This window comes from Bradyrhizobium sp., assembly GCF_035652035.1.
In the GTDB taxonomy this organism is placed as follows: domain Bacteria; phylum Pseudomonadota; class Alphaproteobacteria; order Rhizobiales; family Xanthobacteraceae; genus Bradyrhizobium.
Window position 1 is genome coordinate 89,030 of record NZ_DASREO010000098.1, and the last position, 20,258, is coordinate 109,287.

Sequence of the window (20,258 nt, forward strand, 5' to 3'; positions counted from 1 at the left end):
TGTCTTAAGCTTGCGGCTGCGGCTCCAATCCCGGATCCGGGTCGGGACGCGGACGCGGCTTGCCGGCGGGCGGCACCGCCGAAGCACGCGGCGTCGACGGCTCGAGCACCGACTCGCGGTTCGGCTTCTTGCCCTTCAAGAGATCGACGATCTCATCGCCGGTCAGCGTTTCGTATTCCAGAAGGCCCTTGGCCAGGGCTTCCAGATCGGCGCGCTTCTCCGTCAGGATCTTGGTCGCATGTTGATAGCCTTCCTCGACCAGCCGCTTAATCTCGCTATCGATCTTCTGCACCGTCGCCTCGGAGGCGTTCTGGGTGCGCGACACCGACATGCCGAGGAACACCTCGTCCTGGTTCTCACCATAGGACACCGTGCCGAGTTCCTCCGAGAGGCCCCAGCGAGTGACCATCATGCGCGCCAGCCGCGTCGCCTGCTCGATGTCCGAAGCGGCACCCGACGTCACCTTCTCGCGGCCGAACACCAGCTCTTCCGCGACACGGCCGCCCATCATGATAGCAAGGCGCGAGGTCATCTGCTCCAGCGACATCGACAGCTTGTCGCGCTCCGGCAGCTGCATCACCATGCCGAGCGCACGGCCGCGCGGAATGATGGTCGCCTTGTGGATCGGATCCGTCGCAATCACGTTGAGGCCGACGATGGCGTGGCCGCCTTCGTGATAGGCGGTCAGCATCTTCTCTTCCTCGGTCATGACCAGCGACTTGCGCTCGGCGCCCATCATGACCTTGTCCTTGGCCTCTTCGAACTCGGCCTGCGTCACCATGCGCTTGTTGCGCCGTGCGGCCGTCAGCGCCGCCTCGTTGACGAGGTTCATCAGGTCGGCGCCGGAGAAGCCGGGCGTGCCGCGGGCGATGGTCTTGAGGTTGATATCCGGCGCGAGCGGCACCTTGCGGACGTGAACCTTGAGGATCTGCTCGCGGCCGACGACGTCGGGATTGGGCACCACGACCTGACGGTCGAAGCGGCCGGGCCGCAGCAGCGCCGGGTCGAGCACGTCGGGCCTGTTGGTGGCCGCAATCAGGATCACGCCCTCATTGGCCTCGAAGCCGTCCATCTCAACCAGCAACTGGTTCAGCGTCTGCTCGCGTTCGTCGTTGCCGCCGCCAAGGCCTGCGCCGCGATGCCGGCCGACCGCATCGATTTCGTCGATGAAGATGATGCACGGCGCGTTCTTCTTGGCCTGCTCGAACATGTCACGGACGCGGCTCGCACCGACGCCGACGAACATTTCGACGAAGTCCGAACCTGAAATGGTGAAGAAGGGCACATTGGCTTCGCCGGCGACCGCGCGCGCGATCAGCGTCTTGCCGGTGCCGGGAGGGCCGACCAGCAGCACGCCGCGCGGAATCCGTCCGCCGAGCCGTTGATACTTGCCGGGGTCACGCAGGAATTCGACGATCTCCTGCAAATCCTGCTTGGCTTCGTCGACGCCGGCGACATCCTCGAACGTCACGCGGCCATGTGCTTCGGTCAGCATCTTGGCGCGCGACTTGCCAAAGCCCATCGCCTTGCCGGCGCCGCCCTGCATCTGGCGCGACAGGAAGATCCACACGCCGATCAGCGCAATGAAGGGCAGCCACGAGACGAGCAGCGAGACGAACCACGGCACGTTGTCGCCCGGCGGCTTCGCCGTGATCGAGACCTTGCCGTTGTACAGGCGCGAGACCAGCGTCGGATCGTTCGGCGCATAGGTCTGGAAGCTCGAGCCGTTGCTGAAGGTGCCGTGAATCTCCGGGCCCTGGATCACCACGTCGCGAACGTGGCCCTGATCGACCTCGGTCAAGAGCTGCGAGAAGGAGATATCCTGCGAGGCGGCGCGCTGACCAGGATTCTGGAAGAGCGTGAACAAGGCCAATAGCAGCAGAACAATAATAACCCAGAGGGCGAAATTGCGCAGATTGGCGTTCATTGATTTTCCTTCGTGGTCGCGCGGATCGCGGCCCTATTCCCTTGGGTCAGCGGCTTGCAGAGAATCCCTTTAAAGCGCCTCGCGTTAATCTAGGTGCCGGGGCGGTTGCTGCCAAGGGAACTACATAGGACTATTTAGCCTATTCCGGGACTGTTGCGCTTCAAATCATGTCCTGAAAACGGGGTGAATTCCGGGGTGGTTAAGGCCCGCAAAACACAGGACTTTGCCAGCCGGGCCGTTTCAACCCCGGTGGTGGCGGCGCGGCGGAGCCGGCGCGATGACGATTCGCCCCTCCGCAAGGCTGACGACGGCGCCCGCAAGCGTTTGTTTCAGCCGCACCTGACGCGTTTTGGAGACCAATTGCGATGCGCGGTCCAGGTGAGCGAGCAAGGCCTCCGCTTTGCCAAGTTCCGCCGGCCCTTCATGACCGATCCGGTCGATTGCACGCAACAATAGCCGCAACCTGATCTCATCGGGCAGGCCAGCGAAAGCCTCCGCCTCAAACGTTGCCTGCGGCGTTGTTGCGGCCGGTCGCGATCCCGTCACCTGATCGCGAAGCGCGAGGTAGCGCGCAGCGCCATCGGCCAGAACTTCAATTGCCGCGTTGGCGCGCGCCAGCCGCGACGCCAGCCTTGCGAGATTACGCGCATCGCCACCCTCGGCGCTCAAGCCGTCGATCACGCTACGGATGCGCGGCCGGGCAAAGCGCGTGTCGCGGTTGGTCGGATCGTCAGCATAGCCGATCCCGGCTTTTTGCAGCGTCGCGATCAGCTGCGATTTCGAAATGTTCAGAAACGGCCGGGCAATCAGCACGCCCTCTCGTTCGCTCTCGCGCGCCATCGCCGCAAGGCCACCGATGCCGCTGCCGCGGAGCAGCCGCATCAACAACGTTTCAGCCTGATCGTCGCGGGTATGCGCGGTGAAGATATGACTGGCGCCGTGTTGCCGCGCGGCGCTGGCGAGCAGACGATAGCGGGCGGCGCGCGCCGCGGCTGGCACTCCGGATTTGGGTTTCTCGCCGCTCCAGCGCATCGTTCGATGGGCGACGCCGAGACTGCTTGCAAGGCGTTTGACGTCGCGCGCTTCGCGCGCGGACTCGCCCCGCAAGGCGTGATCGACGGTCACCGCCAACAGATCGGGGCCGCGCGCCAATGCTTTGCGCCAGCGCGCCGCAAGCCACATCAAGGCAATGGAATCGGGACCGCCCGAAACGGCAAGGACGACGGCCGGCGCGCCCTTCCAGTCCGCAAACAGGGCCTTCGCCTGCCGCACCGAGATCGGAGATTTGTCATCCTCGGACATGTCACCACCGGCTGACGGGAAAGGGCGAGGCCCTCCCCTTGCGCCGTAAGCTAGCACTTCGTCCGCTTTTGCTCACGCTCGACGGTCGACTTGATGCTGCCGGCCGCGCGCGGATATTTCCGCGTTACCTCGCCGAAGGCGGCGCAGGCGGCTTCCTTCTCCTTCAGCGCGGCGAGCGACTGCCCAAGCCGCAGCAGCGCATCAGGAGCTTTCGCGGAGCGATCGTATTTGGTCGTCACCGAAAGAAAGGCTTCGGCGGCCTCTCGGTAGCTCTGGCGCTGGAAGAAGCTTTCGCCGAGCCAAAATTGCGCATCGGCCACCAGAGGATCGGCAGGATATTTCCGGGTGAAGTTGCGCATGGTTTCTTCGGCCAGCGCATAGTCCTTGCGCTCGATATAGCCGACGCCGAGATCGAACTCGTCCCTTGGCGTTGCCGAAGGCGGCAGCGTGGTCAGCGCGCCGGTCGCGTTGGTGTTACGCGGCGGTGGCGGCGGCAGCCCTGCCCCGGAAGCCCCGCCGTTATTGGCGATGTCGAGCGGGCCACCCGCTCCACGCCCGCCCGGTGCGCCGATCGGCGCGTCAGGCGAAATCGGCATTTGGCCTCCGCCGAGCGCCCGCGGTGCGCCGGGGGCATTCGGATTCTGGGTCGGATCGAAAGCATCGCCGCGCCGGCCGCCGCCGCGTGGGCTGGCCTGCTCCTGGACGATGGGTGCGGGAGCCGCAACCTGCGACGGATACCCTCCGGGCGCGGACTGATAGCCGCCAGGCGGCGGTTGGTAGCCTCCCGGCCCCGGCTGCGCGGGGGGCAGCGCCGCCGCATTGGCCACAGGCGCAGGCGATCCCGCCTGACCAGGCGCACCTGGCTGGGCGTTGCCCTGAAGCATCCGCAAACGCTCTTCCAGCTGCCGGTTGCGATATTGCAGTTCCTCGTTCTGCCCGGTGAGCTGACGCAGCTGGCCTTCCAGCTGCTGGATCCGGACCTCCGGATCGACCTCGTCGGATTGCGCCAGCGCCGGCGCCGACCACGCGAGCGCGCTCAGCCCGAGCAACACTGCCGACGCAGCAGCGCGGGTGGTTCTATGAATAGTGGGTGACATTTGAGCCTGACAGGCGGTGATGACGGATCAGCTTGAGTGAGGGAGTACGCCAAAAATGTGACTGAAACAAATCACAAAGCCTACTCACAAAGCACAACCGGCACCGTCCAGGGTGAACGGCGCCGGCGAAATCACGCTTCCGGTCAAACGGCCTTATGAGCTCGCGTTCAGCACCGTGACCGCGCGACGGTTCTGCGACCAGCAGGAAATGTCGTTACAAACCGCAACAGGACGTTCCTTGCCGTAGGAGATCGTGCGCATCCGCGACTGATCGATGCCGCGCGAAGCAAGGAAGGTTCGCACCGACTGGGCGCGCCGGGCGCCGAGCGCAATGTTGTATTCGCGGGTACCGCGCTCGTCGGCATGACCTTCGATGGTGAAAGTGTAGCGCGGATAGCTCTGCAGCCACTGCGCCTGCTTCTCGAGGGTCGCAATCGCCTGCGGCGACAGATCGGTCTGGTCGCTTTCAAAGAAGACGCGATCGCCGACATTGACCACGAAGTCCTGCTGGCTGCCGGGCGTGGCGGCATTCGCCATCGAGTCGCCGAGCGGATTCTGCTTCGCGCAGGCTCCCATCGACAGTGCCACCGCAAGCACTGCGGCCAGCTTCAAACCCTGGAGGATACGCATAGGGTGATTCATTCGGGAGCCTCCACGCTCACGTTTTCGACTTCGATCCGGTCTACAGGGCGATGGTTAAACGAACGTTCCGTCAACCTTGATGGGACGTTGCCGAACCCCCTCAAATGCCCCAGGTCGGCGAAAAGCGGCTGCGATGGTTAATGAGTTGTAAATGTGGCACGAGGGTGAAGGCAAGGCCATTCGGCGGATTTTACCGCCTTTTCAAGACCATGGCCTGTGGGCAGGCAAATGGAGCACGGCCCGGGGCCGGGCCGGCATCAGGCGGTCGGCGAGATGGGAGCCTGCACGAACGGGAACTCCGGCAGATCGATCACCGGCGGCAGGCCGCCACGGCGCTCAAACAACATCTCCCGCTCCACAGCCGTCGAGCGCATGATCGGAAAGCGTTCGAAGATCCTGTCGCGAACGGCGCGATAGTCCGCCGCCATCAGGCACAGCGGTTTGACCAGGGTCGGATAGGGCCGCGGCTCGCACAGCGCCTCTTGCAGAAACAGGCGGCGATAGAATGCCCGATGTTCGGCGCGCACAGTTGCCGTTCCGATATCGGCATCGAAGTGGCCGCAAGCGAGATAGCCGAGCCGCACGGTGAGATAAGGCAACTCGGGATATTCCGCTCTGCTCTCGGGATCGGCGACGAAGCGGTTGGGGTCGACGATAATCTTGCCTTTGGCGAGCTCCGGCTCGAGCAAATCGCGGAAGGCATCGACGGCCGGGGTCTCCTCGTTGTCGGGTGTCGCAACGCTGACGCGAAGCGAGCTCCTCAACTTGCCATCGAGATAGACGCCGAAAAGCCAGGAGTTCGGTAGGTCGTCAAAGCGATCGGTGAGGCGCTGATCGGCGCGCGGCTCGATCGCCCCCTCGTGCAGATAGGCATTATACCGCAAGCGGTAAATTGCCTCTCTTTCAACTTCCGAGATTGCCAACCGGTAGTCGACTTGATCCAGGAGGTCCGTTTTACGCTCGACGAGGCCGCTTCTTGTTTCTTGCACCAAACTCAACCAGGCCTCCTCGGGGCGACCCACTTGGCCACCTACAACCGAAGGTTAATGGTTTCTTACCGCAAGTGCAAACAAATCGGCGGAAAAGGGTTAATCCCCGCGTCACGGAAATTTGCCGGCCACCGCGATACTACGGTAGCGGAAGGGCAAATCGCGACGCGCGAAGGCGCGTTCAGGCGATCGATCTGGTGGGCAGGATTTCTTCGGCCGCGCGTCGGCCGTGAGATGCATTCAGCAATTGCAGGATGCGCGGCGCCGGGACCGGCCGGCTGAACAGGTAGCCCTGAGCCTCGCTAACCGTGCCATCGGCGTTGACGAGTTCGAGCTGTTCGTTGGTCTCGATGCCTTCGACCACGACCGACATGCCGAGGTCTGCGCTCAGGCGCGCCACGCCGCGGAGCAGCCGCAGCGGACGATCGGTGTCGATTCCTTCCAGGAACGAACGATCGATCTTCACCTTTTGCAGCGGGAAGTTATGCAGGTAGCTGAGACTCGAATAGCCGGTGCCGAAATCGTCCAGTGAAATACGCACGCCGAGCTCGCGCAACTGAGCCAGCGCCTCAAGGGTGAACTGCGTGTTGCGCAGCAGCGCCGATTCCGTGATCTCAATCTCGAGCCGATGCGCCGGCAAGCCGGAAACGTCGAGCGCGTAGCGAACTTCGCCCAGCACGTCCCGCTGATGAAACTGCTGCGGCGAGAAATTGACCGCAACGCTGACGGCGTCCGGCCACTTCGTGCACTCCAGGCACGCCTTGCGCAGGATCCAGCGGCCGAGATCGACAATCATGCCCATATCTTCGGCGACCGGAATGATTTCCGCCGGCGAAACCACGCCGCGAACCGGATGATTCCAGCGCAGCAGCGCCTCGCAAGTCGATATCCTCCCGCTCTGCAGATTGACGAGCGGCTGATAGAACAGCTCGAACTCCTCGTTCGCGATCGCCCTGCGCAGGTCGAGCTCGAGGATGCGGCGCGCCTCGACGACTTGCGCCATCTCTTCGCGGAAGAAGCAGAAGGTGCCGCGGCCGTCCGCCTTGGCGCGATAGAGCGCCATATCGGCGTTCTTCAAAAGCGTATCGGCGCTGACGCCCGAGGTCATCGCGATGCCGATGCTGGCGCCGATCTCGACCAGGTGGTTGTCGATCTTGTAGCGCTCGCTGAGGTGATCGACGACGCGGTGCGCCAGCGCCGCTGCCTCGTCCGGCGACTTGATGTTCTGCTGGAACACGACGAATTCGTCGCCGCCGAAGCGCGCCACGAAATCCTCAGGCCGCAACATCGCGCGCAACCGGTCGGCGACCGCGCACAAAAGCTGATCGCCGCAGGGATGGCCGAGCGTATCGTTGACCTGCTTGAACTGGTCGAGGTCGATGAACAACAGCGCCGACATCTCGTTGGCGTCGTGCGGGGCAGCGAGAAGATGCTCGATCTCGTCGCGGAAATTGACGCGGTTCGGCAATCCCGTGAGTTCGTCATAGCGCGCCAGATGCGTGATCCTGGCCTCGGCATTGCGCCGCTCGGTGACGTCTTCCAAAAGCACGACCGCGCCGCCATCGGCCATCGGCTGGAATGCCCAGGACAGCGAGCGGCCGCGGGCCACGTCGGGGTCACTCGTGATGATGCCCTTGGCTTGCGAATTCTCGATTTCGGACAGGATGACTTTCCCGCTCGCTTCCGACAGCGAGCCCGCGCGAACGCTCGCCTCGACCACGTCGGATGCGGTGGCGCCAGCGTGCACAAGATCGTCCGGCAGGTTCATCATCGCGCTGAAGCGATGATTCATCACGGCAAGACGCCCGTCGGCTGTGAACATGCACAGCCCGTGCGGCATGTTGTTGAGCGCGGTGTCGAATTGATTGGCGATCGACGCAATGGTTTCGCCGGCGATCAACGCCCTGACGTGGACCTGGTGAAGATCCTGCGTGATGCGCTTGAAGGAAATGAAGAACAGCGCGTTCAGCAACCCTAAGGAAACGTAGTACACGCCACCATGCAGAAACAGCGCAAGACACATCGGCACGCAGGCATAGAAAACCTGCTGATGGGCGATCGACGGACGCCCGTAATTGCGGCCGGTGCCGGCGGCGATGTAGCCGATGGTCACGGACAGCGCCAGCAGTTGGGCGACCGGATCGTCTTTCGCGAGCAGTGTGATCCAGCACCAAATGCCGAGGGCCGACGCATAAAGCACGGCGCCGATCCTGTAGCGCCGCTCCCACTGAACGGCCGCTTCCGGCGTCAGCGTCGACTTGCTGCTTTCGTAAGCATGCATGTCGTGGGCGCGCGCCGCGCCGACCGCGATGATGAAAATCGCGCACGGCCATAGCAGCACGATGCCGGTCTTCCACGCCGTCAGCAAAGCTGCGATCGCGGCGCAAACCGTTCCGGCGAACGACGCCAGATAGTTCTGGAAGAGCGAATCCACCAACGCGACATAAATCGCCGGCGGTAACGCCGTCGAAGGTCCGCCTCGCCGAAGTCCTAGCAGATGCATTCTTGTCTCGTGAAACGCGTCGGGCTCGCTTTAAATACGGCACGAGGCGTGAAGTATTCCTAAGCCAACATCGTTAGCAAAACATTGGGCTCGCTGGCCTTTCCGGCGGAGCTGCCTCGCCGCCGACGCGCTGCTCAGAAAGGCGGCATTCGGCTGCAAATCTTAACCACACGTTAAAATTTGACCTTAACGCCGCCTTAACAGCTGTTGTAAACTTGAGGGGTCGCGGTAGATATTCGCGCAACCGTTGTGGCGTTCAGAGGTTCGAGATGGCCGAGAAGGAAGTGGCGCGCTCTGCAAGGATGGGCGACGCCTGCGTACGGGACATCCCGCGTCTTCTGACCAAGGAAGAAATTCGCGACCTGTCGCAGATCGACAGCGTGAAATTTACCGCCGCCGTAGCGCTTGAGTTTGGCCTGATCGCCGCAGCGATCTGGATCAGCCAGACCTGGTGGAATCCGCTGGTCTATATCGCGGCGATCATCGTCATCGGCTCGCGGATCAACGGTCTTGGCGGATTGATGCACGAGGCCGCGCACTATCGCGCTTACGCCAACCGCACGATCAACGATATTGTCGGCGAGATCACTGCATTTTTGACTACGGCTTCGATGGCCGGCTACCGCAACAGCCATTTCGCCCATCATCGCGAATTGAACGGCGAGATGGATCCGGACTGGATGCGGAACGTCGGCCTGCACGAGTTCGAATTTCCCGCCCCCCGCAGCAGCGTGCTGTTGCACGTGGCGCAGTATTTCTTCGGCCTCAAGGTCGCAACTGCGCTTGGCGGATTTCACAAGAACAAGGAAACACGCGACGTGCCGGCCATCGTCACTCGCGGCCGCCTGATCTTCATGGCCGTGCTGCTGGTCGCTTCAATTGTGCTCGGCTTCTGGAAGCTCTTGCTGCTGTACTGGATGGTGCCGCTGATGACGGTGTTCCTTGGCATCCGCTATGTCCGCAACGTCGCGGAGCACTATGCGGTCGAACACGAAAGCGTCCTGAGCGAAAGCCGTACGGTGATCGCCCCGTTCTGGCAACTCTGGCTGATCGCGCCCTGGGGATTGAACTATCACCTCGAGCACCACCTGTTTCCGGGCGTGCCCTGCTTCCGTCTCGCCGAGCTTCATCAGTTGTTGATGACGCGCAACCCGTATCCTCAAATGGCGCACGTCACCCACGGCTATTTCGGCGGGTTGCTGCGTGACTGCGAGTCGGTCCATCCGGGCGAAGTGGCAACGTCCAAGCCATAAATCTGCACCGACCGGCGCTGACCTGTGCGCCGGACTCCTCGCGGCCTGATCTCCTGAAAATCAGGATAGCAGCGGCGACCACGCTGGATCGGAAGCAAATCCGGGCGTCGGAACTTTCTGTTCGAAACGGCCGGAAATATCCACCGTGAACAGGTTCGGACCCGGACCGAGATCGCGGAAGAACATCACGACTCGCCCGTTTGGCGCAAAGGTCGGCCCTTCATTGTGGAAGCCCGAAGTGAGAATGCGCTCGCCCGATCCGTCGGGCTTGATGATGCCGATCGAGAACTGTCCGCCGCCCTGCTTGGTGAAGGCGATGTAATCGCCGCGCGGCGACCACACCGGCGTCGAGTAGCTGCCACCTTCGCCAAAGGAGATGCGCTGGGCCTGGCCGCCGCCGGCCGGCATCACATAGATCTGCGGCTTACCGCCGCGGTCGGACTCGAAGGCGATGTGGGAGCCATCCGGCGAGTAGGACGGCGAGGTATCGATCGCCGGCGTGTCGGTGAGACGCGTGGTCGATTTCGACCGCAGGTCCATCACGAAGAGGTTAGAGTTGCCGCCCTGTTGCAGGCTCATGATCACGCGCTGGCCGTCCGGCGAGAAACGCGGCGAGAACGTCATGCCCGGGAAATTGCCGACGATTTCGCGCTGCCCGGTTTCGATGTTGAGCAGATAGACCCGCGGATCGCCCTGACCGAACTCCATATAGGTGATTTCCTGGGTCGAGGGCGAGAAACGCGGTGTCAGCACGAGATCGCTGCCGCGGGTCAGGTAACGGACATTGGCGCCGTCCTGGTCCATCAGCGCGAGCCGCTTGACGCGCCGCTCCTTGGCGCCGGTCTCATCGACGAACACGACGCGGCTGTCGAAGTAGCCCTTCTCGCTGGTCATGCGCTCATAGATCTTGTCGGAGATGATGTGCGAGATCCGCCGCCAGTTTTCCGGCTGGGTGAAATATTGCTGGCCATCCAGCGGCTGGCCGGTCGCGACATCCCAGAGGCGGAATTCGGCCTTCAGCCGTCCGTCACCTTGCCGCGTCATGCGACCGGTGACCAAAGCTTGCGCGTTGATGGACTTCCAGTTGTTGAATTGCGGCACCACGTCGAAGTTGACGACCTTGTCGATGTAGGCCGCCTGATCGATCGGCGCGAACAGCCCGCTGCGCTTCAGGTTGTTGGTGATGACCTGCGTCACGCCGACGGCAACATCGCCATCTGCCGGCGTGCCGCCGGCGAAATTCGGTATAGCGATCGGCAGCGGGGCGAATTCGCCCTCGGGGACAATGATTTTTTTCTGCGCGCTGGCAGGCCGCATCGGAACGCCCGCGAGCACACCAAGCGAGGCCATGCCGGAAACAAGCTGCCGGCGGCTTAAGCGAAACGGCATTGGTCGGATCAAGTCTTTGTCGGTCATGTGCAGGGCTTCATTTCATATACGAACTTCGCAACAGGCGCGTTTCAGCTTCTTCGCTCGGTGAACACCGGCGAAAAGAACTTCCACTCCTCGAACATGCCGGGAGGAAGATGATAAGGCTGGCAATCGACGATCGCGCGCAGCGCGCTCTCCTGATAGACGCGCAAGTAAGGCGTCGCCGGCGTGCCTTCCGGAACCGGCGCTGCTTCCAGCGTGCCGTCGCGCCTCAGGCGGATCGTGAATGCGGCTTCCGGGTGCTGGCTTTCGAGTGCGCCCATCGGCTTGTTCCAGCAGCGCTCGACCTGCTGCTGAAACATCGCGCCCCATGTCGCGGAATTGTCCGCCGCAGTGCCTTTGGTCGTCCCGAGCGCGGCGTTGGAATTGAGCGTATCGCCAGTCGCAGCCTGATGCGATGGCTCGCGCTTGTCGAGGAGTGCTGCGATCTTCGTCGAGTCGAAGGTGCGCTCCTTCGGCTTTTGCTGCTCGACCGGTTTGGCCGCTTGTTGCTGCGGCTTTGGCGGCGGCTTCTTCTCTTCCTTCTTGATGGCTTCCGCGATCGGATCGGGCTTGTCCGGCTTTTTCTCGACCGGCTTCGGCTCTTCCTTTGGCTTGGCCTCGGCCACCGGCTTCGGTGGATCCGGCTTTTTCTCGACGGGCTTTTCGACCGGTTTCGGTTGCGGCGCCGGCGCAGTCTCCGTGACGACCGGCGCCTTCTCGGTGATCTTGCCAACGGCATCATCGACCGGTTTCGCTTCGGCGACCTTCTCCACCAACGGCTTGGGATTCTTCTTGTCGCCCGACTTCATGCCTTGGGTGACATGCGACATGTTGTCGTCGGAGACGACGTCGACGGCGACGACGTCCTCTTCCGGCATGACGAAGGCCTTGGTCGAAAACGAAAGCATCATCCACCCGATCACGAGGACGTGCAGGAGAACCGAGGCTGCTATTGTCTTGTCGACTTTGACCTTCAAGTCAGGCCTTCCGTTTCAACCCCAAGCCGTCTCGTGCGATCGTCACGCTCAGGAACCTTGCTCGGGAATGATGACAATATTGGCTTTGTATCCGGCGGTGCGGATCTGTCCGAGCAGTTTCATCATGTCGGTGTAGCAGACATCCTTGTCGCCGCGCAGGAAAACCACGCTTTCCGCCTCCGACCGCGTCTCGCGGATCGCCTTGATTTTAGGCAACAAATCGGCAGGAGCAATCTGGCTATCCCCAAGATAGAGCTCGACATTCGAGTTGCAGCCGCCGCCCGTGCGCTTGACCGACAGCGTGAGCGGCGGCGTGTTGGACGCAGCCGATTTGCCGCCGCTCGCAATCGGAAGATCGATATCGATGTTCGAGGTCATCAGCGGCGCGGCCACCATGAAGATGATCAGGAGCACCAGCATCACGTCCACCATCGGCGTGACGTTGATCTCCGCCATCACGGCGTTGCGGCGACCGCGACGCCGGCCGCCGCCGGACGAGCTCGCCATGTTCATCGCCATGTTTCGGTGCTCACATCTGGCTCATGATATTCATGCACGCTCGTCGATCTGGCGCGACAGGATGGCCGAGAACTCGTCCGCAAACCCTTCCAGCCGCTGAGCCTGCCGGTTCACCTCGGAGGTGAACTTGTTATAGAAAATGGTCGCCGGGATGGCGGCGATAAGGCCTATCGCCGTGGCAAACAGCGCTTCCGCAATGCCCGGCGCAACGACCGCCAGCGACGTATTCTTCGAGGCGGCGATCGACTGGAAGCTCGACATGATGCCCCAGACGGTGCCGAACAGACCGACGAAGGGACCCGCCGAACCAACGGTCGCAAGCACCAGAAGCCGTCGCTCCAGCCGCTCGATTTCACGCGCGATCGACACGTTCATCACCTTCTCGATCCGCATTTGAAGCCCGGCAAAGGAGCGCGCATGGCTCTCGAAAGAGCGTTTCCATTCGCGCATCGCCGCAACGAAACAGGCCGCCATCGATTGCGTCGGCTTTGCGGCGAGCGTGCGATAAAGCTCCTCGATCGACTGACCCGACCAGAACGCCTGCTCGAAACGATCCATGGCGCGGCGGGTGCGCGAGTAGAGAATGAGCTTGTCGATCGCGATCGCCCAGACCCAGACCGAGCAGGACAACAGCCCGAGCATCACGCATTTCACGATCCAGTGAGCCTGCCAGAACAAGGCAATCAGCGAGACGTCAGCGGATGGTAGCGGCAAGACAGCCTGCGCCACGTCAGCCGGATTCATAAGCGATGTCCTCTCAAATATCCCAATTCTCCGTTCGCCACGCGCTCGCGAATGCAATGACTTGCGATCCTTGACGGCCGCGTGAAAAGCGCGGGCGATGAATGCCGGCGCGAATGCCGTGATCTGTCACATGGGAGGCCCGTCCAAAGCCGAGGCTGGCTTCCCCCGCCAACGTGTCAAAACAAGGGCTTTCCGCGCGTCTTTTCGTCTCTCACCAGACGCCAAGCGTGGTTAACGCCCGGTTACCAAAGGGGATTTTGAATACGGGAAATGGCGCCCGGACAAGGCCTTAAAACTGCCCCCAAGCGGCTGTTTTGGGGGCAAAAACGCAAAACCGCCCGTCTGCTCTCGGCAGGCGGGCGGCTTGAGGGCCTCAAGGTCGTAAGGGGCGTTACGCCTTAAGTCCTGGTTCCAGTCTCAACTCTGGGGATGATCGTCGGACGGCGGCGGCGTCGGACGGGTGCGGTGCTGCGCCATGAAGGCATCGAACTCTTCCTTGTCCTTGGCGTGACGCAGGCGATCGAGGAAATTCTTGAACTCGACCTGCTCCTCTTCGAGCCGCCGGAGCGTATCGGAGCGGTACTCGTCAAAGGCGCGGTTGCCGCTCGAGGGCGGGCCGAAGCCGAAGCCGTGCCGCTCCATGCGATTGCGCATCCGCTCCATCTTGTACTGCATCCGCTCCATCTTGTTCGCCCAGCGATCCTGATGACTCCAGCAACCCATTTTTCTGCTCCCGAGTGTGAAAAAGAGAAGGGCAAGTCCGATCGGCCACCAGATCAGGAAGCCGAGTATCGTCACGGCAATCCAACCGGGATGCCAGGGCGAATGCAGCATGTGGGGGTGGTGGTACTCTTCGGTGGGGCCGCGCCATCGATTGACATCTGCGCTGTAGGCCATCTGCCTTCTCCATCACGGCTTATGCCGTTGTGAATGTAAATAACATTTACATAGGTAGACCTTTCTAAATTTTTGTCAAGCTGGGCTTCCCACAGCCCGTCGAAAATTATTTTTGGCGGCCCCAAGGCCCTGAAGGAGAGCCGGAAGGCGGAACAGGCGGCGGACCCGGCGGATTTTTTCCCGCAGCTTCCTGGCCTGCCGGCCTGCGATCGGTCGGAAAGCCGAGGCCGCGCAAATAGATCAACACTTCGGCTTCTAGAAGTTCCTCCGCCGACATCGGCAGTTTGCGCCTCGCCGCGTCGCCGCGCGCAAACAATGAGGCGATGCCGTGCGACATCGACCAGATGTGCAGCGCCATCATCAATGCCGGCGGACGCGGCGAGCCCTGAGGTGCAAGTGCCGCGAGCCGCTCCGCGGCCGCGCGGATCACGGCAAAGGCGCGCTCCGCGGCGGCGTGCAAGCCGGCGCTGGCATCGGTCGCAAGGCCGGATTCGAACATCGCGGAATAGAATGACGGCTGCTCGCGTGCGAAAGCGAGATAGGCCTTGCCGACCCGCTCGAACGCGGTGACGGTATCGGGACGGCCGTCGTCCCAGGCCTGCGACAGCGCCGATTCAAATTGCTCGAAGCCGCGCTGCGCGATGCTCGACAAGAGTTCGTCGCGGTCGCGAAAGTGCCGGTACGGCGCAGCCGGACTGACACCCGCGATGCGCGCTGCATCGGCAAAGGTGAAACCCGCCGCGCCTTTTTTCGCAATCAGATCAAGCGCCGCCTGCAGCAGCGCCTCTTTCAGATTGCCGTGATGATAGCCGCGCTCGTTGCGGCCCTGATCCTTCCAGCTCATGTAAAAGATGTTTACATGAAGCCGGCACCGATTTGAAGCCCGCAAGCGTGCTTGCAGGCCTCAAACCAGAACGCGGTTAGCGAAATTCGAGTCCAGGCCTAGCCGCCGGGAATCGGCAGCACCGGCATGATCTCGACGGCCTCGCCGGGGAAGATCGAGAAATGCGGATGGTCCTCGAACATCTTGGCGGCCGCTTCATGCGAGGCGGCGCGAACCACAGTGAAGGCGCCCATCGCGTTGGTGATGTCCGAGATCCCTTTTGAGTCGACCTTCTTGGTCTTGCCGAGCGGCCCGCCCATCTGGACGAGCGAAGCCTGGCGCTTGTCCACCCAGGCCTTCCACGCGGCCATGCCGCGCATCTCTGCCGCCTTGCGATCGGTCTCCGACAGCGCGTTCCACGCCGCCCACTTCGGACTGTTCCTGCTGCCAAGGAAGACAGCGAGATAGGTGTCATTCGTGCTCATCTGATTTCTCCTCGTTTGTAGTTGGCTGGTCGAACGAGTTCAGCTCAGCGCTTGCCGTTCATTAGTTCGTTGAAGCCGGCCGCCGCTTCCTGAACATCCGGCGGGAAGTCCGACATCTCCTGAACTTGCCGAATTTCGATGATTTCATTGGCGGAAGCGGGACACCGCTTGGCCCAGGCGATCGCCTCCTCGCGCGAGTTCACGTCAATCATCCAGTAGCCGCCGATCACTTCCTTGGACTCGGTGAACGGACCGTCGGTCACGACCGGCTTGCCGTTCTCGAACGAAACCCGCACCCCCGTTGACGGAGGGTGCAATCCGTCGAGCGTAATCAGGACACCGGCTTCCTTCAGAGCCTCGTTGTATTTCATCATCGCGGCGACGGCGTCCGCCGGCGGCATTGTGCCTGGCGCGGCCGTCTCGTACCCCCGCGGGATCATCAGCATCATAAATCGCATTCCACTCTCCGTTCGAAAGTTCAGCCTCGACAGACCCCGGCTAGTACCGTCGATCTGAAGTCCCTGCACCACAAGCGGCGAATTCGATCAGGGACTTCAGATCGATAGAGCGGTACTAGAATCAATAAGTTTGCTAGTGCCCATGACTTCCCGAAGTTCGTGAAAGTGGTTGTCACGATGGAGCACGAACTTCGGAAAGTTGGCACTAGACCGGCGCTATCGGATAGAAGACGATTGACGTTTGGCCGTCCCGACACGGCCCAGAGAATTATTTTGCCAGTCAGCCGCCGGCAGCGATCTCGCCGAGCGTCGTCCAGAAATCCGAAAATGCTGCCGGCGGCTTCGGCGAATCCATGACCCGCTGGGTCAACAAAATGCCGGTGAGCTGCGCTTGCGGATCGGAATACCAGGATGTTCCGTAGCCGCCATCCCAACCGAAACGGCCGGGCGCAGCAAAGGTGCCGTCGAGCCCGGTGAAGACCGACAGGCCAAAACCCCAGCCCCTGGTGCTGCCGAGGAACAATTGCGATTCGCGCTTCTCATCCGCCACGATGTGGTTCGTCGTCATCAACGTCACGGATTCCGGCGACAATACGCGCGTTCTCCCGGCGCTGCCGCCATTGAGCAGCATCTGGGCGAAGGCGTTGAAATCATCCGCTGTGGAAACAAGGCCCGCGGCGCCGTTTTCGAAAGCAGGTGGATTTGAAAACCGGCCCGTCACCGGAGGATCGAACACCTTCAACTGCCTTGCCGCGTTGTCCTGCATATAGGCGGTCGCGAAGCGGTGGTGTTTATCCTTGGGCGCGTAGAACGCGGTGTCTTTCATGCCGAGCGGCGCAAAAATACGCTCGTTCAGGAATTCCGACAGCGTCGTGCCGGCGATCCGCGGGATCAGCACGGAAAGGATTTCGCTGCCGCCATTGTAGAGCCAGCTTTCGCCCGGCTGGAACACCATCGGCAGGCTGGCGTAGCGCTTGATCAATTCGTCGGGCGGAAAGGACGGAAACACAGGACCTGGTGCAAGGCCCGCTTCCGCATAGGCCCGCTGGATCGGAAGACGTTCGGGAAAAATCGGAATGATGCCGTAGCCGCAGCGGAAGGTGAGCAGGTCGCGCAACGTGATTGCACGGCGCGCCGGCACGGTTTGATGGATCAGCGCATCCAGGCGGAGCAGCACCTTGCGATTGGCCAGCTCCGGCAGCCATCGTTCGACCGGATCATCGAGGGCGATCTTTCCGTCCTCAACCAGGATCATCGCGCCCGCGGCGGTGACCGGCTTGGTCATCGAGGTGATGCGGAAAAGCGAATCGCGCGTCATCGGCGAGCCTTCGAAGGCAAGGCGCCCGATCGCATCGGCATGAACTTCGCCATGATGGCTGACAAGCATCACCAGTCCCGGCAGGTCGCCGCGCTCGACAGAGCCGACCATCACGCCGCGGAGGCGGTCAAATGTCGCTTTCAAAGCCTTGCCGTCAGCCGTCATCTTCATCCTGTCCTTTGTCTTGAGGCGCGCCTAGTTACACCGGAACCCAGCGCCGCACCAACTCGGCCGCGCCTTCCGGCAGGGCTTCGAAAATGGGCGATGCCAGCACCGCGTGAAGATGGAGGGTATCAGCGCCGGAGTTGCGAAAACCGTGCAGGCGGCGCGCAGGCACGATCAGCGACTGGCCGGCCTTGACCATGATCTTTTCCCGATCGAGCCACATCTCGGCTTCGCCCGAGAGCACCGTCAGCACCTCTTCCACTGGGTGGGAATGCGTCGGCGCGCCATTTCCCGGCGTGACCCATTGCTCGAAAAAGCAGAGTTGCGTCGCGCCGTTCTGAGCCGAGACCAGCATCCGCGTCTTGACGCCCGGCCGCCACTCTTCAATCGGAAGGTCATTTGCGTCGTTGATCTTCATCGCATTCATTCCCGGCTTTTGGCAGCCCGAACCAAAGCAGAGGCCGCTCTTGCGTGCTAGAGACAAGAATCGATAAGGAATACGCATGGCGGTCGTTTCGCAAAAAGTAGCTCTGATCACAGGCGCCGCGCGCGGCATCGGACTTGCCGTGGCAAGGCGCTTTCTCGCCGATGGCTTCCGGGTCGCGCTGCTCGATATCGAAAGCGAGCTCCTGGCAAAGAGCGTGGCGGCGTTGGCAAGCCCCGACGCCACGCTGGCCCTGACCTGCGATGTCTCCGACGCCAGCGCGGTCGCTTTGGCGTTTGCCGAGATCGAGCGCCGCTTCGGCCGGCTCGATGTGCTCATCAACAATGCCGGCGTTGCCGTATTTTCGCCGTTGATGGAGACATCCGACGCCGACTGGAGCCGCGTGCTCGCGGTCAACCTCACCGGGCCGTTCCTCTGCACCAAAGCGGCGGTGCCGCTGATGCGACATCACGGCGGTGGCGCAATCGTCAACATCACCTCGATCTCGGGATTGCGCGCCTCGACGCTGCGCTCGGCCTATGGCTCCAGCAAGGCTGGCCTGGCGCATCTGACCAAGCAGCTTGCGGTCGAACTCGCCGAGCTCGGAATCCGCGTCAACGGTGTCGCTCCGGGGCCGGTCGACACCGCGATGGCGAAAGCGGTTCACAGCGCTGAAATCCGCGCCGACTATCACGACGCGATCCCGCTCAACCGTTACGGCCTCGAGGAAGAACTGGCGGAGGCGGTGTTCTTCCTTTGCAGCGACCGGGCGAGCTACATCACCGGCCAAATTCTCGCCGTTGATGGCGGCTTCGATGCGGCCGGCATCGGGTTGCCGACGCTGCGCGGCGCGCGGCGCAACGGATAGAGCTTGTCTCTCCCGCGGGCGGCCTCGCCTATTTTTCATTTTCCTTCGCTGGCGCAGCGTGACCTTCGCCGGCCAACCACCTAAGGTTGGGCTGTCCGGCGATGGTCCGGCGCTGGCGAACAGGCTGAAACTGAACACCGGATCGCGGGAGTTTCGTGCCATGTCGGGTATGCTCATCAACCTTATTATCCAGATCATCGCCGGCGCAGTCGGCGGTAACGTCGCCGCGGGCGCGGCCAAGAACATCGATCTCGGAACGATCGGAAACACCATCGCCGGCGCGATCGGTGGTGGCGCCGGAGGCCAGCTTCTCGGGATGTTGATTCCGCTGCTCGCCAATTCAGCATCCGCGCCGGATATCGGTAGTATCATCGGTCAGGCGGCTGGCAGCGGTGTTGCAGGCGCGGTTCTCACCGCGATTGTCGGCGCGATCAAGAATCGGGCCGCGGCCTGAACCGGCCGTAATTCCGGCTTGCCGATGATGACAACTATCGCGCCGTGACGGCGGATGACGGAACTTTGCCTGCGGGATGATCATTGATAGTCTCGTTGGTACAATTGTGTAGAGTCTTCATGGCGCGAACGACAATCTGGAACGCAGTCCTCCTTGCTGCAATGCTCTGCGCCATTGCAGCGCCCCGGGCCCAGGCCGAGGTCCGGATCCTGGGGAGTCGAGGCGGCCAGGTCGGTCCCTTTCTCGATCTGTTTGAGCGCGTGCGCGACTCCGGTGAACGCGTCGTCATCGACGGCCCCTGTCTTTCCGCCTGCACGCTCGTCCTCAGCATGGTGCCGAGTTCGCGCATCTGCATGACGCGCCGCGCCGTGCTCGGTTTTCATGCCGCACGTTCGATGGACCGGCGCGGCCGAATGTACGCGGAGCCGGAGGCCTCCGCCTTGGTGCTCCAGGCCTATCCGGCCGGCGTGCGCGACTGGATCGTTCGCCGCGGCGGGTTGACATCGCACCTGCTCTTGTTGCGCGGGCGCGAACTGGCGGCGCTTTATCCGACCTGCCGCTGACCCGTTGAGTTAGGCGCCCTACATTCCCTCGAGTGGCGAGTTCACCATCCACGGGATGCCGAACTTATCGACGCACATGCCAAAGCCCTTGGCGAAGAAGGTCTTGCCAAACGGCATATTGGGGCTGCCGCCATCGGCCAGCGCGTTGAACTTGCGCTCGGCTTCCGCGGGATCCGCGATCGTGAGGCAAACCGAAAAGCCTTGCGGCTTGTTGAAATGCTCGGGCGGTGAATCCGATCCCATCAGCAACTGGCCGCCGATCGACATGCGCACATGCATGATCAACTTCTCGCGGCCGGGGCCTGGCTTCATATCGGCCGGCCCTTCGTCGGCTCGCAGCATCATCTCGATCTTGCCGCCCAGCGCCTTCTCATAGAACTTGAAGGCAGCCTCGCAATTGTCGTTGAAAAACAGATAGGGGTTGAGTGGCATCACTT

At 62.3% G+C, this 20,258-nt stretch carries 21 protein-coding genes; 4 read left to right on the forward strand and 17 right to left on the reverse strand.

The genetic code is table 11. The features are described from left to right. Nucleotides 1-4: 4 nt before the first annotated feature. The 6 genes from ftsH to VFB05_RS27035 all read right to left on the reverse strand — a co-directional run bounded on the left by ftsH (nt 5) and on the right by VFB05_RS27035 (nt 8,460). Complete coding sequence (gene ftsH, locus VFB05_RS27010) at nt 5-1,927, reverse strand: ATP-dependent zinc metalloprotease FtsH (RefSeq protein WP_325018156.1); 1,923 nt, start codon at nt 1,925-1,927, stop codon at nt 5-7. A gap of 240 nt (nt 1,928-2,167) precedes the next feature. Next, nucleotides 2,168-3,229, reverse strand: a complete 1,062-nt coding sequence (gene tilS / locus VFB05_RS27015; RefSeq protein WP_325018159.1) for a tRNA lysidine(34) synthetase TilS — start codon at nt 3,227-3,229, stop codon at nt 2,168-2,170. A gap of 50 nt (nt 3,230-3,279) precedes the next feature. Next, nucleotides 3,280-4,326 carry a tol-pal system protein YbgF gene (ybgF, locus tag VFB05_RS27020; RefSeq protein ID WP_325018161.1) on the reverse strand — a complete coding sequence of 349 codons (1,047 nt, stop codon included), beginning with the start codon at nt 4,324-4,326 and terminating at the stop codon, nt 3,280-3,282. A 153-nt stretch (nt 4,327-4,479) separates the two neighbouring features. Beyond that, entirely contained in the window at nt 4,480-4,968 is a 489-nt protein-coding gene (gene pal / locus VFB05_RS27025) for a peptidoglycan-associated lipoprotein Pal (RefSeq protein ID WP_325018163.1), read from the reverse strand. Between the two features lie 257 nt (nt 4,969-5,225). Next, a complete protein-coding gene (locus VFB05_RS27030) occupies nt 5,226-5,966 on the reverse strand; it encodes an N-acyl amino acid synthase FeeM domain-containing protein (protein WP_325018165.1) in 741 nt (246 codons plus the stop codon). Nucleotides 5,967-6,138: 172 nt separating this feature from the next. Then, on the reverse strand, nt 6,139-8,460 hold the full coding sequence (locus VFB05_RS27035; RefSeq protein WP_325018167.1) for a putative bifunctional diguanylate cyclase/phosphodiesterase: 2,322 nt from the start codon (nt 8,458-8,460) through the stop codon (nt 6,139-6,141). 269 nt (nt 8,461-8,729) lie between these two features. Between VFB05_RS27035 and VFB05_RS27040 the strand changes: the two genes are divergently transcribed. Continuing rightward, a complete protein-coding gene (locus VFB05_RS27040) occupies nt 8,730-9,713 on the forward strand; it encodes a fatty acid desaturase family protein (protein WP_325018170.1) in 984 nt (327 codons plus the stop codon). A 60-nt stretch (nt 9,714-9,773) separates the two neighbouring features. On the opposite strand, the gene tolB is transcribed toward VFB05_RS27040, so the two are convergent. The 10 genes from tolB to VFB05_RS27090 all read right to left on the reverse strand — a co-directional run bounded on the left by tolB (nt 9,774) and on the right by VFB05_RS27090 (nt 17,930). Further along, nucleotides 9,774-11,129: a Tol-Pal system beta propeller repeat protein TolB gene (tolB, locus tag VFB05_RS27045; protein ID WP_325018172.1), complete on the reverse strand. Its 1,356-nt coding sequence runs from the start codon at nt 11,127-11,129 to the stop codon at nt 9,774-9,776. Nucleotides 11,130-11,173: 44 nt separating this feature from the next. Next, nucleotides 11,174-12,103, reverse strand: a complete 930-nt coding sequence (locus VFB05_RS27050; protein WP_325018174.1) for a protein TolA — start codon at nt 12,101-12,103, stop codon at nt 11,174-11,176. A 48-nt stretch (nt 12,104-12,151) separates the two neighbouring features. Then, complete coding sequence (locus VFB05_RS27055; RefSeq protein ID WP_325018176.1) at nt 12,152-12,622, reverse strand: biopolymer transporter ExbD; 471 nt, start codon at nt 12,620-12,622, stop codon at nt 12,152-12,154. Between the two features lie 30 nt (nt 12,623-12,652). After that, nucleotides 12,653-13,366, reverse strand: coding sequence for a protein TolQ (tolQ, locus tag VFB05_RS27060; protein WP_325018178.1), 714 nt, complete (start codon nt 13,364-13,366; stop codon nt 12,653-12,655). Nucleotides 13,367-13,783: 417 nt separating this feature from the next. Beyond that, nucleotides 13,784-14,263 carry a DUF2852 domain-containing protein gene (locus tag VFB05_RS27065; RefSeq protein ID WP_325018182.1) on the reverse strand — a complete coding sequence of 160 codons (480 nt, stop codon included), beginning with the start codon at nt 14,261-14,263 and terminating at the stop codon, nt 13,784-13,786. A 106-nt stretch (nt 14,264-14,369) separates the two neighbouring features. Then, nucleotides 14,370-15,107, reverse strand: coding sequence for a TetR/AcrR family transcriptional regulator (locus VFB05_RS27070; protein WP_325018184.1), 738 nt, complete (start codon nt 15,105-15,107; stop codon nt 14,370-14,372). A 98-nt stretch (nt 15,108-15,205) separates the two neighbouring features. Next, entirely contained in the window at nt 15,206-15,571 is a 366-nt protein-coding gene (locus VFB05_RS27075; RefSeq protein ID WP_325018186.1) for a hypothetical protein, read from the reverse strand. 44 nt (nt 15,572-15,615) lie between these two features. Then, nucleotides 15,616-16,029 carry a YciI family protein gene (locus VFB05_RS27080; RefSeq protein ID WP_325018188.1) on the reverse strand — a complete coding sequence of 138 codons (414 nt, stop codon included), beginning with the start codon at nt 16,027-16,029 and terminating at the stop codon, nt 15,616-15,618. Nucleotides 16,030-16,309: 280 nt separating this feature from the next. Then, nucleotides 16,310-17,518, reverse strand: a complete 1,209-nt coding sequence (locus VFB05_RS27085; protein WP_325018191.1) for a serine hydrolase domain-containing protein — start codon at nt 17,516-17,518, stop codon at nt 16,310-16,312. 28 nt (nt 17,519-17,546) lie between these two features. Then, on the reverse strand, nt 17,547-17,930 hold the full coding sequence (locus VFB05_RS27090) for a cupin domain-containing protein (protein ID WP_325018193.1): 384 nt from the start codon (nt 17,928-17,930) through the stop codon (nt 17,547-17,549). An 85-nt stretch (nt 17,931-18,015) separates the two neighbouring features. Between VFB05_RS27090 and VFB05_RS27095 the strand changes: the two genes are divergently transcribed. The 3 genes from VFB05_RS27095 to VFB05_RS27105 all read left to right on the forward strand — a co-directional run bounded on the left by VFB05_RS27095 (nt 18,016) and on the right by VFB05_RS27105 (nt 19,821). Further along, nucleotides 18,016-18,804, forward strand: coding sequence for an SDR family oxidoreductase (locus VFB05_RS27095; RefSeq protein ID WP_325018195.1), 789 nt, complete (start codon nt 18,016-18,018; stop codon nt 18,802-18,804). A 160-nt stretch (nt 18,805-18,964) separates the two neighbouring features. Next, nucleotides 18,965-19,258, forward strand: a complete 294-nt coding sequence (locus VFB05_RS27100) for a hypothetical protein (protein WP_325018197.1) — start codon at nt 18,965-18,967, stop codon at nt 19,256-19,258. Between the two features lie 119 nt (nt 19,259-19,377). Next, nucleotides 19,378-19,821, forward strand: a complete 444-nt coding sequence (locus VFB05_RS27105; RefSeq protein WP_325018199.1) for a hypothetical protein — start codon at nt 19,378-19,380, stop codon at nt 19,819-19,821. An 18-nt stretch (nt 19,822-19,839) separates the two neighbouring features. On the opposite strand, the gene VFB05_RS27110 is transcribed toward VFB05_RS27105, so the two are convergent. Continuing rightward, entirely contained in the window at nt 19,840-20,253 is a 414-nt protein-coding gene (locus tag VFB05_RS27110) for a VOC family protein (RefSeq protein ID WP_325018200.1), read from the reverse strand. Nucleotides 20,254-20,258 lie beyond the last annotated feature (5 nt).

Bases quoted from the DNA above. Each gene is read 5' to 3' on its own strand.
- ybgF (WP_325018161.1), bottom strand. From the start codon at position 4,326: ATGTCACCCACTATTCATAGAACCACCCGCGCTGCTGCGTCGGCAGTG.
- VFB05_RS27035 (WP_325018167.1), bottom strand. From the start codon at position 8,460: ATGCATCTGCTAGGACTTCGGCGAGGCGGACCTTCGACGGCGTTACCG.
- tolB (WP_325018172.1), bottom strand. From the start codon at position 11,129: ATGACCGACAAAGACTTGATCCGACCAATGCCGTTTCGCTTAAGCCGC.
- VFB05_RS27080 (WP_325018188.1), bottom strand. From the start codon at position 16,029: ATGCGATTTATGATGCTGATGATCCCGCGGGGGTACGAGACGGCCGCG.
- VFB05_RS27075 (WP_325018186.1), bottom strand. From the start codon at position 15,571: ATGAGCACGAATGACACCTATCTCGCTGTCTTCCTTGGCAGCAGGAAC.
- VFB05_RS27110 (WP_325018200.1), bottom strand. From the start codon at position 20,253: ATGCCACTCAACCCCTATCTGTTTTTCAACGACAATTGCGAGGCTGCC.
- VFB05_RS27070 (WP_325018184.1), bottom strand. From the start codon at position 15,107: ATGAGCTGGAAGGATCAGGGCCGCAACGAGCGCGGCTATCATCACGGC.
- pal (WP_325018163.1), bottom strand. From the start codon at position 4,968: ATGAATCACCCTATGCGTATCCTCCAGGGTTTGAAGCTGGCCGCAGTG.
- tolQ (WP_325018178.1), bottom strand. From the start codon at position 13,366: ATGAATCCGGCTGACGTGGCGCAGGCTGTCTTGCCGCTACCATCCGCT.
- VFB05_RS27095 (WP_325018195.1), top strand. From the start codon at position 18,016: ATGGCGGTCGTTTCGCAAAAAGTAGCTCTGATCACAGGCGCCGCGCGC.
- tilS (WP_325018159.1), bottom strand. From the start codon at position 3,229: ATGTCCGAGGATGACAAATCTCCGATCTCGGTGCGGCAGGCGAAGGCC.
- VFB05_RS27055 (WP_325018176.1), bottom strand. From the start codon at position 12,622: ATGGCGATGAACATGGCGAGCTCGTCCGGCGGCGGCCGGCGTCGCGGT.
- VFB05_RS27090 (WP_325018193.1), bottom strand. From the start codon at position 17,930: ATGAAGATCAACGACGCAAATGACCTTCCGATTGAAGAGTGGCGGCCG.
- VFB05_RS27085 (WP_325018191.1), bottom strand. From the start codon at position 17,518: ATGAAGATGACGGCTGACGGCAAGGCTTTGAAAGCGACATTTGACCGC.
- VFB05_RS27105 (WP_325018199.1), top strand. From the start codon at position 19,378: ATGGCGCGAACGACAATCTGGAACGCAGTCCTCCTTGCTGCAATGCTC.
- VFB05_RS27100 (WP_325018197.1), top strand. From the start codon at position 18,965: ATGTCGGGTATGCTCATCAACCTTATTATCCAGATCATCGCCGGCGCA.
- VFB05_RS27040 (WP_325018170.1), top strand. From the start codon at position 8,730: ATGGCCGAGAAGGAAGTGGCGCGCTCTGCAAGGATGGGCGACGCCTGC.
- VFB05_RS27065 (WP_325018182.1), bottom strand. From the start codon at position 14,263: ATGGCCTACAGCGCAGATGTCAATCGATGGCGCGGCCCCACCGAAGAG.
- ftsH (WP_325018156.1), bottom strand. From the start codon at position 1,927: ATGAACGCCAATCTGCGCAATTTCGCCCTCTGGGTTATTATTGTTCTG.